The organism is Burkholderia sp. BCC1047 (genome assembly GCF_902833155.1).
GTDB classification, from domain to species: Bacteria; Pseudomonadota; Gammaproteobacteria; order Burkholderiales; family Burkholderiaceae; genus Burkholderia; species Burkholderia sola.
Genome location: NZ_CADFEH010000009.1, coordinates 78,159 through 90,141 on the forward strand (window position 1 = coordinate 78,159; position 11,983 = coordinate 90,141).

Consider the following 11,983-nt stretch of genomic DNA (forward strand, 5'->3'; position numbering starts at 1 on the left):
CGCAGTAAGCGGCCGCCGTCGCGGCGGCCGCGCGTCGCGTCCGTCGTACGCTTACTGGCTCGCCAGCTGGGCCTGGGTATAGAAGCCGTCCTTCACGACGACGTCGACGTTGCGCTTGGTCAGCAGCGTCGGCTGCAGCAGTACGGTGTCGACCTTCTTCTTGCCGTTGTCGTATTGCGCGTTGAACGCGGGCTTCGTGCCCTTCGCAAGATCGACCGCCAGCTTCGCGGCTTCGCTCGCGATCAGCTTCAGCGGCTTGTAGACGGTCATCGTCTGCGTGCCGGCGATCACGCGCTTGACCGCGGCCAGATCCGCATCCTGCCCGGACACCGGCACCTTGCCGGCCAGATGCTGCGCGGCGAGCGCCTGGATCGCGCCGCCGGCCGTGCCGTCGTTCGACGCGACGATCGCGTCGATCTTGTTGTTGTTCGCGGTCAGCGCGTCCTCGACGATCCGCAGCGCGGTCGACGCGCTCCATTCGGGCACCCACTGCTGGCCGACGACCTTGATGTCGCCGCGGTCGATCGCGGGCTTCAGCACCTTCAGTTGTCCTTCGCGCAGCATCTTCGCGTTGTTGTCGGTCGGCGCGCCGCCCAGCAGGAAGTAGTTGCCCTTCGGCTTCGCGTCGAACACGCCCTGCGCCTGCAGCTCGCCGACCTTCTCGTTGTCGAACGAGATATACGCGTCGACGTCCGCGTCGAGAATCAGGCGGTCGTACGACACGACCTTGATGCCGGCCTTGCGCGCTTCGGCGACGACGTTGCCGAGCGTCTTCGAGTTGAACGGCACGATCACGATCACGTCGACGCCGCGCGAGATCAGGTTCTCGATCTGCGAAATCTGCCGCGCCTCGCTTGCGTCGGCCGACTGCACCGACACCTTCGCGCCGAGTTTGGTTGCGGCTGCAACGAAATAGTCGCGATCGCGCGACCAGCGCTCGACGCGCAGGTCGTCGATGCAGAAACCGATCTCGGGCTTGTCCTTACTCGCATGGGCGAGCGGCGAGCCCAGTGCGAGGATCGCCAGCGCGGCGGCGCCGGCAAGCGAACTCAATACGGTACGACGCGTCACGGATTTCATGTCTCCACTCCTTGTTATGGAACCACTCACGAACCGCGGGCGGCCGCCGGATTGCACCGCCCGCATCGATTCACTGCAACGTGCGTGTCAAGCGCCCGTCGCAAACACCGGTTCGAGCGCCCGATACAGCGCGCGAAACGTCGGCCGGCGCACGTCGCGATACCACGCGTGCCGCTCGGGATCGGGCTCGCGCACCGCGACGACGGGCGGCTGCGGGCACACGTCGTCGAGCCGCGCACGCGGTTCGACCGCGAGGTGCGCGAGGCGCGCGGCGCCGAGCGCCGGCCCCACTTCGCCGCCTTCGCGCAGCGTCAGCGCGCGGCCGCTCAGGTCGGCGAGCATCTGCGTCCAGTACGCGCTGCGCGAGCCGCCGCCGATCACGGTGATGCTGTCGGGGGCGAGCCCGGCCGCATGCAGCGCATCGATGCCGTCGAGCAGCGCGAAGCCGACGCCTTCGAGCGTCGCGTTCGCGAGATCGGCGCGCCGCGTGTCCGGCGTGAGCCCGTAGAACACGCCCTTCGCGTTCACGTCGTTGTGCGGCGTACGCTCGCCGCTCAGGTACGGCAGGAACCACGGGCGGCTCGCGCGGGCGTTCGTCTCGGCATCGTCGAGCAGCGCCGCGACGCCGTCGTAGCCGGCCAGTTGCGCGGTGAAGTCGATGCAGCCGGCCGCGTTCAGCATCACCGACATCAGGTGCCACGTATCGGGCAGCGCATGACAGAAGCTGTGCACCGCCGATTCGGGATTCGCGCGAAATCCGTCCGACACCGCGAAATACACGCCCGACGTGCCGAGCGACAGCAGCGCGTCGCCGGGCCGCACGATCCCGACGCCGACCGCGCCGGCCGCGTTGTCGCCGCCGCCGGCCACCACCGGGATCTCGCGCAGGCCCAGCGCCCGTGCGACGGCCGGCAGCAGCGTGCCGGTGATTTGGTTGCCTTCGAATACGGCCGGCATCTGCGTGCGCGACAGCCCGCAGGCGGCGAGCAGCGTGTCGTCGTAATCGCGCTTCGCGACGTCGAGCCACAGCGTGCCGGCGGCATCCGACGGATCGGTCGCGAACGCACCGGTCAGCCGGTAGCGCAGATAATCCTTCGGCAGCAGCACGTAGGCGATGCGCGCGAACACGTCGGGCTCGTGACGCCGCACCCACAGCAGCTTGGGCGCGGTGAAGCCCGGCATCGCGATGTTGCCGGCCACCGTGCGCAGCGCGGGCGCGAGCCGTTCGAGTTCGTCGCACTCGGCGTCGGCCCGGCCGTCGTTCCACAAAATCGCGGGGCGCAGCACGTCGCCGTGCGCATCGAGCAGCGTCGCGCCGTGCATCTGGCCGGTCAACCCGAGCGCGTCGATGTCGCGCGGATCGATGCCGGCCGAACGCGCATCCGACACGAGTGAGGCGAGCGCGTCGCAGGCGGCCTCCCACCAGTCGCGCGGCGCCTGCTCGGACCAGCGCGGCTGCGGCCGGCTCACGGTGAGCGGACGGCTCGCGCTCGCGCGCACCGCGCCGTCGCGGTCGAGCAGCACCGCCTTCACGCCCGACGTGCCGAGATCGAGTCCGATGTACATGACGTCAGCGCAGCCCGTAGATCGCCTGGTTCACGATGTTCTCCAGCCGCTCCTGCGCACCGCTCGCATGTCGCGGGTCCACACCGCGCGCGAGCGCATCGGCCGCGAGCGACTCCAGCGTATAGCCGCCCGACAGGATCTTGCGGCCGAATTCATCGTCCCACTGCGCATAACGCTGGCGGCGCAGCGCGTCGAGCCGGTCGTTCTCGACCAGCACCGCCGCGCGTTCGAGCGCGAGCGCGAGCACGTCGATCGCGCCGACGTGGCCGTAGAACAGGTCTTCCGGATCGATGCTCTGGCGGCGCACCTTCGCGTCGAAGTTCATCCCGCCGGTCGTGAAGCCGCCGTGGCGCAGGATCTCGTAGAACGCGAGCGTCAGCTCCTCGACGCTGTTCGGGAACTGGTCGGTATCCCAGCCGTTCTGCGGATCGCCGCGATTCGCGTCGACGCTGCCGAACACGCCGAGCGCGAACGCGTTCGCGATCTCGTGATGGAACGAATGGCCGGCGAGCGTCGCGTGGTTCGCCTCGATGTTCACACGGATCTCGTCCTGCAGCCCGTACTGCACGAGAAAGCCGTGCACGGTCGCGACGTCGTAGTCGTACTGGTGCTTGGTCGGCTCCTGCGGCTTCGGCTCGATCAGCAGCGCGCCCTTGAAGCCGATCCGGTGCTTGTGCTCGACCACCATCGACAGGAAGCGGGCGAACTGGTCGCGCTCGCGCTTCAGGTCGGTATTGAGCAGCGTCTCGTAGCCTTCGCGTCCGCCCCACAGCACGTAGTTTTCGCCGCCGAGCCGGTGGGTCGCGTCGAGCGCATGGCACACCTGGGTCGCGGCCCACGCGAACACGTCGGGGTTCGGGTTCGTCGCGGCGCCGGCCGCGAAGCGCGGGTGCGAGAACAGGTTCGCGGTGCCCCACAACAGCCGCACGCCGCTCGCCTGCTGACGCTCGCCGAGATAGTCGACCATCCGCGCGAAATTGGCCGCGTATTCGCGCAGGCTGTCGCCTTCCGGCGCGACGTCGGTGTCATGGAACGTATAGAACGGCGTGCCGAGCTTCGTGAAGAATTCGAATGCGGCATCGGCCTTCATCCGCGCGCGTTCGAGCGCATCGCCCGGCTGGTGCCACGGCCGCTCGAATGCGGCCTGCCCGAAGATGTCGTTGCCCGGCCATACGAACGTGTGCCAATAGCAGACCGCGATCCGCAGATGCTCGGCAAGCGTCTTGCCGAGCACGCGCTTCTCGGGGTCGTAATGGTGATACGCAAGCGGATTGTCCGACTGCGGGCCTTCGTAGCGAATCGCGGGAATGTGTTCGAAATACGACATGGCGTCTCCGTGCAGGTTCTTGTTGCAGCGCAACGCGCGTCGCGGCGACGCACGCGGCCGAATTCGGTTGGCTGAATCGTGCCCCCGCGCCTGCCGGCCGGCAATTGCGAAATTGCGCAGCGCGCTTGATGTTTCTTGCCAGTCGTACGCGTGCGGCCTGCGTTCCGTCCTACAATCGCCGTACACCAGACAACCGCGCGCCGCAGTCGAGCGCGCCCCGGAGACAACGGCACGGCGCCCCGACGCGCTCACCCGACACCGAGATGACACGCGCCCCATCCGCCCAGACACCGCACCGCATCGCGCTGCTGTTCAACGCGAACAAGGTCTACGACCGCGAGATCATCAGCGGCATCGGCCAGTACCTGCACACGACGCGCGTCGTGTGGGACCTGTTCCTCGAAGACGATTTTCGCTGTCGGCTCACCGGAATCGAGCGTTTCGACGGCGACGGCATCATCGCGGACTTCGACGACCCGGCCGTCGCCGACGCGCTCGCCGGCTCGCCGCTGCCGATCGTCGCGATCGGATCGTCGTACGAGGACCCGGCGCAGTACCCGGACGATGTCCCATATATTGCGACGGACAACCCGAAGCTCGTGTCGCTTGCGTATACGCACCTGATCGGCGCCGGCCTCGCGCATTTCGCGATGTACAGCCTGCCGGTCGCGCAGGAAAACCGCTGGGCGCAGCAGCGCGAGCTGGCGTTCGACCGGCTCGCGCGCGCGGACGGGCTCGACGCGCCGATCTACCGCGGGCTGTCGACCAGCGCGTCGGGCTGGAATCACGCGATCGAGCAATTGATCGACTGGCTGCATGCGCTGCCGAAGCCGGTCGGCGTGATCGCGGTCACCGATGCGCGTGCGCGGCACTTGCTGCAGGCGTGCCTGATCGCCGGCATCGCGGTGCCGGAACAGGTCGCGATCATCGGCATCGACAACGATCCGCTCACGCGCACGCTGACGCGCATTCCGCTGTCGTCGGTGATCCAGGGCACCGAGGAAATGGGCCGTACCGCCGCCCACTTGCTGCACCGGATGCTGCGCGGCGCGCGCTTTCCCGGGCAGCGCATTCTCGTGCCGCCGGTCGGCATCAACGTGCTCGAATCGACGCGCCACCAGCCGCTGGCGAGCCCGCACGTGATGCGCGCCCGGCATTTCATCCGGCAGTACGCGTGCCAGGGCATCAAGACCGAACAGGTCGCCGACTATGTCGGCGTGTCGCGCTCGCTGCTCGAGGAGCATTTCCGGCGCGAACTCCAGCGCACCGTGCACCAGGAAATCCTGCGTCACAAACTCGAGGCTGCGCAGGCGCTGCTTGCCAGCCGGCAGGCGTCGAGCGCCGAAGTCGCGATCCGTTGCGGGTTCACGTCGCTTCAATACATGTACGCGGTGTTCCGGCGCGAACTCGGCTGCACGCCGCGCGAATATCAGGAACGCGCGACCGCCACGAACTGACGCCCGCCGCCCATTCGACATCCACTCATGCACATCGATACCGATTCCTCACCTCTGACACCCGGCGTGGCACGCGTGCTTGCCGAGCCGTGGGGCACGCTGCCCGACGGCGAGCCCGTGCGGCGCTACACGCTGCGCAACGCGCACGGGATGCGCGTCGTCGTCAGCGACCTCGGCGCGACCGTCGTGTCGTGGCTCGCGCCCGACCGCACGGGACGCCTGGCCGATATCGTGCTCGCGCACGACACGCCGGCCGAGTACCTCGAATCCGGCGCCTATCTCGGCGCGACGGTCGGCCGCTGGGCGAACCGGATCGCCGGCGCGCGCTTCACGCTCGACGGCGTCGACTACCTGCTCGACCGCAACGAGAACGGCAACCTCCTGCACGGCGGCGCGAACGGTTTTCACCGGGCGCGCTGGGACGTGGTCGACGATAGCGGCGGGCTGACGCTAAGGCTCGATTCGCCGGAAGGCGATGCGGGATTCCCGGGCAACGTGAGCGTGCAGGTGCGCTACACGCTCGACGACGACGGCACGCTGACGATCGACTATTCGGGGTGGACCGATGCGCCGACGCCGCTGAACCTGACGAACCACAGCTACTTCAACCTGAACGGGCGCGCGGGCAGCGACGTGCGCGGCCATCTGCTGCACATCGACGCCGACGCGTTCCTCGAAGTGGACGACGCGCTGATTCCGACCGGCACGGCCGACGTGACGGGCACGGCGTTCGATTTCCGGCAAAGCGCGCCGATCGGCGCACGCCTCGACTGGCCGCATGCGCAACTGGCACGGGCGCGCGGCTTCGATCACTGCTACGTCGTCGGCAACGGTGCGCGCGAGGTCCGGCCCGTCGCACGGATCTACGATCCGGAAAGCGGCCGCGAGTTGATCGTGTCGACCGATCAGCGCGGGCTGCAGCTCTATACGGGCAACTATCTCGACGGCCTGCGCGTGAGCGGCGGCACGCGCTGCGTGCAACACGCGGCGCTGTGCGTCGAGGCGGGCGGCTTTCCGGATCAGGTCAACATGGATGGCCTGCGCGACGACGTGATCGTTCGTCCGAGCGACGTCTATCGGCAAACCACGCGGTATCGGGTCGCGGTTCACGCATAGTGCGGGTGGGCGGTGCAGGCATCGACCGTCGTCACGTCATCCGGTTGTCGTCGCGGCGCGTGCGTGGCGCGTGCGTGGCGCGTCTCGACGCGTCCTCACGCATCCGCGCCCACGGCGTGGAACAGCTCCTCCTCCTGCGCGCAATGCAGGCGTACGATCGCCTCCAGCCCGTACAGCACGCGTTGTATTGCCTGGACCTGCATGGCGTCCGCCCCGTCGCGCGGCAGGTCCGCGACCATCTGCCTGAGCGATCGGACCAGCGTGAAGATTTCCCGGTGTGCGCCGCTCATCGCCGCGAGCGGATCCTCGCCGCCGAGCAACGGCGCAAGACGCGCGTAGACCTCCCGGTCGTCGGCGCGCTCGTGCGGCAGCAGCCGTTGATCCAGCGCGTCGACGACGTCGGCCAACTCGCTGGCGATGGCGGCTCCGGATAGTTGCGGCAAGCGGCCCGCGAGCTCCCTGATCCGGTCTAGCAACGGCGACAATGCCGCGTGCTCGCGCTTGAGTTGCTCGACGTCGACATCGGCCAGCCGGGTGTCCGGCGGCCGTGGGCGCACGAGCAGCACGCGCAGCGCATTGACGATCACGACGACGTCGACGACTTCCTGAATCACCGCGCCGGCGATCGGCGGCAGAAATCCCGCCGCCGCGATCGCCATCGCGACGGTCGACAACGACATGCCGATCACCACGCTCTCGAGCGCGATCCGGCGCGATCGACGGGCAATGCGCATCGCGTCCACGAGTCGATCCAGCCGATCCACCAGCAACACCACGTCGGCGGCTTCGGACGACGCGGCCGCGCCCCGCGCGCCCATCGCGATGCCGACGTCGGCCGCCGCCAGCGCCGGCGCGTCGTTCACGCCGTCGCCGACCATGATCGTCACGCCCTCCTTGCGGGCGGCCTGGATCGCGACGAGCTTGTCCGCCGGCGTCTGTCCGGCGCGCACGTCGGTGACCCCGATCAGTTCGCCGACGGCCCGGGCAATGTCGCGCCGGTCGCCGGTCAGCATGACGAGGCGCTCGACGCCTTCGCGTTTGAGCAGCCGTAACGCCCGCGGCGTTTCCAGCCGCACCTGGTCGGCCATCTGGATCGCGCCGACCATCACGCCATCGACGCCGACGAACACGGCAGCCCCGCCCGCGTTGCCGACGCGCTTCAGGAATGCTTCGCTCCACGGGGCATCCGCCGAACCTGCGCGGACGTACCCGACCTTGCCGATCCTGACGATCCGGTTCTCGACCCGGCCGGTCACGCCCTCGCCGGCCGTTTCGAGGACGTGCGACGGCGGCGACAGGTCGATTCGGCGTTCTCGCGCCGCGACCGTCAGCGCATCGGAAATGACGTGGCCCGACGCCTGGGCCAACGATGCCGCGACATGCAGCACGTCGTCCGTTCCGATGCCGGCGCCGCATTCGATCGCCACGATGCGTGCGCGCCCGCCCGTCAGCGTGCCGGTTTTGTCGAAGAACAGGATCGTTGCCTGCGCAAGGCGTTCGAGCGCGCCGCCGCCTTTGACGAGGATGCCGCGTTTCGAACAGCGCGACAGGCCGGACACGATCGCGACCGGCACGGCGAGGAGCAACGGACAAGGCGTGGCGACGACGAGCACGGCGAGCGCGCGCGCGACGTCGCCGGTCAGCAGCCACGCGATGCCGGCGACGAGCAGCGCGGCGAGCACGAAGAACGCGGCGTAACGATCCGCGAGACGCACGGACGGACCGCGCTCGTGTTGAGCACGCTCGACCATGCGGACGATGCCTGCGAACGTGCTGTCGCCCGCCGTGGTGCGGGCGACCATTTCGAATGGCGCGCCTGCGTTGACCGCGCCGCTGCAGACGTTTTCCCCCGACCGTCGCCGCTGGGTGGACGACTCGCCGGTCAGCATCGATTCGTCGAGCTCTGCGTCGCCGGTCAACGTGCCGTCGACCGGCGCGCATTCGCCGCTACGCACGAGCAGCCTGTCGCCGGGAAGGATGGTGTCCGGCGCGACGGCACGCCATTCGCCGTTCTCGAACCGGGTCGCCTGCCGAGGCGCGCGACCGAGCAGCGCGGTCATCTCGCGTTGCGCGCGGTCTTGCGCATACCGCTCCAGCGTCCGGCCGCTTGCCAGCATCAACGCGATGACCGCAGCCGTCAGCGTCTCGTCGAGCGCGATGGCCAGACCGATTGCCAGCCATGCGAGCACGTCGATGCCGGCCTGCCGTTTCACCACGGCCCTTGCAAGGGAGACTGTCAACGCGAGCAAGACCGGCACCGTGCCCATCAGCCATACGACCCGCGCGAGCGAAGGCAGGCCGAACGCCACGCACATGCCGCCTGCCGCGAGCGTAACGGCCGCCAGAACCAGCAACGCGAGATCGATCGACCAGCGGATACGGGACATGACCATTTTTCCAATTGCCGTGCGCGGCGGGTGCGCCGCATCCGGTTCCGGTTGCGGAGGGCCGGTTGCGGAGGGCCGGTTGCGGAGGGCCGGTTGCGGACGGGCGGTTGCGGACGGCGTGGCATCAGTCTAGGAAACGCCGCGGTTCGACCGTTGACCTGCGTCACGGCGAAGCGCGTCACGCACAAGGCCGGCATGGGGCGTTGCTTGACGTGAGTCAAGCGGCCGGCGCCTTTCGTCAGCACAATCGAAGCGTGACGCCGGAGCGCCTGGGATCGATATCGTGCTGACGCTGGCTGTACTCTTCGTGCTGATTCTTCTGCTGAATCTCATGCCGGCGTTCGCGCCGCCCACGTGGATGGCGATGTCGTGGGTCGGGTTCAACCTGCCCGACGGCAATCCGCTGGTCTTTGCCGTCGTGGCGGCCGGCGCGGCGACCATCGGACGCGTCATTCTGGCGACCTTCGCCAGGTCGCTCGTGCGCTCCCGCTGGATGCGGGACGCGGATCGCGAGAACATCGACGTCGCCACGCACTGGCTGCGCAAGCACCGGACGCTCACCGCCGGTGCGTTCTTCTTCTATGCGCTGAGCCCGCTTCCGTCGAACTACCTGTTCATCGCATACGGCCTTTCCGGATTGCCGCTCAGGATCATCGCCGCGGCGTTCTTCGTCGGCCGTGTCACGACCTATGCGATCTGGGCGCACCTCGGCCGCTTCGCGTCGACCCGGCTGGACCTGGAATCCGGAATCGAAGGCAGTTACCTCGGCGGATACTTCGTGGTCACGCAACTGGCGTTGCTCGGCGTCGTGTTCGCGTTGATGAAGCTCGATTGGCGCGCGCTGCTCAACGAACGCCGGTTGACGTTCCGGCGCGGCCATCCTCCGCACCGCGCGGAGTGACACCGCGCAGGCGCGCCGCGCCGATCGCCTGCGCCGGCCGCGGCCGCTCGTCGCGCAGTCTGTTCGTCCACGTCGATGACCGACTAGCCGGGCGCCGCCGTCTCATCGGCAACCGGCCACGACACGATCACGCGCAGTCCGCCGAGTGCGGACGATCGACCCACCTGGATGTCAGCGTCATGCGCCGCTGCGATTCGCCGCACGATCGACCAGCCGAGGCCGCTTCCCCCCGGCCGGGTTTCCGCCGGCCGAAAGAACCGCTCGCCCAGTCTTCGCAGATCGGCGTCGCCGATGCCCGGGCCGCTATCTTCGACCCGCAGCACGGTGCGCCCTTCCCGTTGGCCGACCGAAACGGTGATGCACGCCAGCGGCGGGCTGTAGCGAATCGCGTTGTCGACCAGGTTGCGCACCATCGACTCGAGCAAGGGTTCGTTGCCGCCGACGATGCATGGCAACGGCGCATCGAGTTCCAGCCTCTGCCGTTTCCCGATCGACCGCGGCGCGGCCTCCGCGACCACCCGTTTCGCCAGGGTCGATACGTCGACCGGTGCGCGGTCCGCCAATGCGCCCGCATCGAGACGCGACAGCAGCAGGAGCTGATCCACCAGGCGTGCGGCCCGATCGCACCCTTCGAGCACGCCCCGCAGTGCATGCCGGCGTCGCTCGTCATGGGGCTCCGCCATCGCGACCTGCGCCTGCGCCTTGACGGCCGCGAGCGGCGTGCGCAACTCGTGAGCCGCATCGGCCGTGAATCGGCGCTCCGCATCCATCACGGCACGAATCCGCTCGAACAAGCCATTCAGCGCATCCAGCATCGGCCGCATCTCGAGCGGCGTCCGATCGGGCCGAATCGTGTCGAGTGCCTGCGGATTCCGCTTCGCGAGCGTTCGCCCGAAATCGCGCAGCGGCGCCGTGCCGCGGCGCACCGCCCAGCCGATGGCCAGCACCAGCAACGGCAACGCAGCCGCCATCGGCCACAATGCGCTGCGCATGACGGCGCCCAGGATCGCCTTGCGTGAATCGATTCGTTCGCCCACGAACACCTGCACATCGCCGCGCACGCCGTGCACGACGAATACCCGCCACGCATTCCCGTCGATCACGACGGTCCAGAACCCGGAAGACCGATCGCGCCCGGTCAGCTCGGGCGCCACCATCGGCTTCGACGGCGCGTTTTCGGAATGCAGGCCAAGCCGACCTTCATGAAACACCTGAAAGGCCACGCGCGGCCCGTACGGATGAAGGATCGGCGCATCGATCGCATTGTCGTCGTCATCCGGCCCGCGCGCCTGTTGCGCGACGAGCAGTGCCGCGGCCTGCGCGAGGTGGCCGTCGAGCAGCCGGTCGATCTCGCGCCGCGCATCGAGCCAGGTCAGCATCAGCGTCGATAACCAGACAGCGAGGACCACGGCCGGCACGAGCGTCAGCAGCCGGCCATGCAGCGAACGCGCGGGCAGCACGGCTTTCATGCAGCGTCCCGCATCAACACATAACCCACGCCGCGCACCGTTCGGATCAGCTCGCTGCCGAGCTTGGCGCGCAAGCGATGGATGTGGACCTCGACGGCATTGCTCTCCACCTCCTGCCCCCAGCTGTACAGGTACTGCTCGATCTGCTCGCGTGACAGCACCCGGCCGGCATTCAGCATCAGGATGTGCAGCAGGTCGAACTCGCGCGTGGACAGCGCAACGGCCACGCCGGCGCGGCGCGCGGTTCGCGACGCGGGTTCCAGCTCGACGTCCTGCGCGTGGAGCCGCTCGGTCGGACGGCCATGAGACCGCCGGACCAGCGCCCTCAGGCGCGCACCGAGCTCGTACAGGTCCACGGGCTTGATCACGTAGTCGTCGGCACCCACGTCGAGCGCCCGGATGCGGTCGGGCACGGCATCGCGCGCGGTCAGGACCAGGACCGGCAACGCTATCCCGTCGCGGCGAATGCGCTGCAGCACATCCATGCCGTCCATGAGCGGCAATCCGAGATCGAGGACCGCCGCGGCATGAACATGCGCGCGCAGCTCGCGCTGGGCCGCGTCGCCGTCATGCACCCAGTCGACCTGGAACCCTTGCTGGCGCAGTCCGGCTCGAATCCCGTCGCCGAGCAGGACGTCGTCTTCCACGAGCAGGATGCGCACGATCGAATCCTCCGCCCG

Annotated in this window: 9 protein-coding genes; 3 read left to right on the forward strand and 6 right to left on the reverse strand. The window is 68.6% G+C overall.

Annotated features, from left to right (window positions below; genetic code table 11):
- Window positions 1-51: 51 nt before the first annotated feature.
- The 3 genes from xylF to xylA all read right to left on the reverse strand — a co-directional run bounded on the left by xylF (window position 52) and on the right by xylA (window position 3,973).
- Entirely contained in the window at window positions 52-1,080 is a 1,029-nt protein-coding gene (xylF, locus tag HWX55_RS12155) for a D-xylose ABC transporter substrate-binding protein (protein WP_050016752.1), read from the reverse strand.
- A gap of 87 nt (window positions 1,081-1,167) precedes the next feature.
- Complete coding sequence (xylB, locus tag HWX55_RS12160; RefSeq protein ID WP_175975796.1) at window positions 1,168-2,646, reverse strand: xylulokinase; 1,479 nt, start codon at window positions 2,644-2,646, stop codon at window positions 1,168-1,170.
- Window positions 2,647-2,650: 4 nt separating this feature from the next.
- Window positions 2,651-3,973 carry a xylose isomerase gene (gene xylA / locus HWX55_RS12165; RefSeq protein ID WP_175975797.1) on the reverse strand — a complete coding sequence of 441 codons (1,323 nt, stop codon included), beginning with the start codon at window positions 3,971-3,973 and terminating at the stop codon, window positions 2,651-2,653.
- A gap of 263 nt (window positions 3,974-4,236) precedes the next feature.
- On the opposite strand from xylA, the gene HWX55_RS12170 reads away from it, so the two are divergent.
- Both HWX55_RS12170 and HWX55_RS12175 read left to right on the forward strand, forming a co-directional pair.
- The gene (locus HWX55_RS12170; protein WP_175975798.1) at window positions 4,237-5,430 is read left to right on the forward strand and encodes a DNA-binding transcriptional regulator; all 1,194 of its coding nucleotides are present in this window, start codon (window positions 4,237-4,239) and stop codon (window positions 5,428-5,430) included.
- A gap of 27 nt (window positions 5,431-5,457) precedes the next feature.
- Window positions 5,458-6,546, forward strand: a complete 1,089-nt coding sequence (locus HWX55_RS12175; protein ID WP_175975799.1) for an aldose epimerase family protein — start codon at window positions 5,458-5,460, stop codon at window positions 6,544-6,546.
- A 95-nt stretch (window positions 6,547-6,641) separates the two neighbouring features.
- On the opposite strand, the gene HWX55_RS12180 is transcribed toward HWX55_RS12175, so the two are convergent.
- On the reverse strand, window positions 6,642-8,933 hold the full coding sequence (locus tag HWX55_RS12180) for a heavy metal translocating P-type ATPase (RefSeq protein ID WP_175975800.1): 2,292 nt from the start codon (window positions 8,931-8,933) through the stop codon (window positions 6,642-6,644).
- A 283-nt stretch (window positions 8,934-9,216) separates the two neighbouring features.
- Here HWX55_RS12180 and HWX55_RS12185 point away from each other — a divergent pair, with 283 nt between their 5' ends.
- Entirely contained in the window at window positions 9,217-9,834 is a 618-nt protein-coding gene (locus HWX55_RS12185; RefSeq protein ID WP_175975801.1) for a hypothetical protein, read from the forward strand.
- Window positions 9,835-9,917: 83 nt separating this feature from the next.
- Here the strand turns inward: HWX55_RS12185 and HWX55_RS12190 are convergent, their stop codons facing one another.
- On the reverse strand, window positions 9,918-11,303 hold the full coding sequence (locus HWX55_RS12190; protein ID WP_175975802.1) for an ATP-binding protein: 1,386 nt from the start codon (window positions 11,301-11,303) through the stop codon (window positions 9,918-9,920).
- A complete protein-coding gene (locus HWX55_RS12195; RefSeq protein WP_077020733.1) occupies window positions 11,300-11,965 on the reverse strand; it encodes a response regulator in 666 nt (221 codons plus the stop codon). Before HWX55_RS12195 ends, HWX55_RS12190 begins: the two co-directional genes overlap by 4 nt.
- Window positions 11,966-11,983 lie beyond the last annotated feature (18 nt).

Coding starts and splice junctions, on each gene's coding strand:
- xylB (WP_175975796.1), bottom strand. CDS start 2,646: ATGTACATCGGACTCGATCTCGGCACGTCGGGCGTGAAGGCGGTGCTG.
- HWX55_RS12170 (WP_175975798.1), top strand. CDS start 4,237: ATGACACGCGCCCCATCCGCCCAGACACCGCACCGCATCGCGCTGCTG.
- xylA (WP_175975797.1), bottom strand. CDS start 3,973: ATGTCGTATTTCGAACACATTCCCGCGATTCGCTACGAAGGCCCGCAG.
- xylF (WP_050016752.1), bottom strand. CDS start 1,080: ATGAAATCCGTGACGCGTCGTACCGTATTGAGTTCGCTTGCCGGCGCC.
- HWX55_RS12175 (WP_175975799.1), top strand. CDS start 5,458: ATGCACATCGATACCGATTCCTCACCTCTGACACCCGGCGTGGCACGC.
- HWX55_RS12180 (WP_175975800.1), bottom strand. CDS start 8,933: ATGTCCCGTATCCGCTGGTCGATCGATCTCGCGTTGCTGGTTCTGGCG.
- HWX55_RS12190 (WP_175975802.1), bottom strand. CDS start 11,303: ATGAAAGCCGTGCTGCCCGCGCGTTCGCTGCATGGCCGGCTGCTGACG.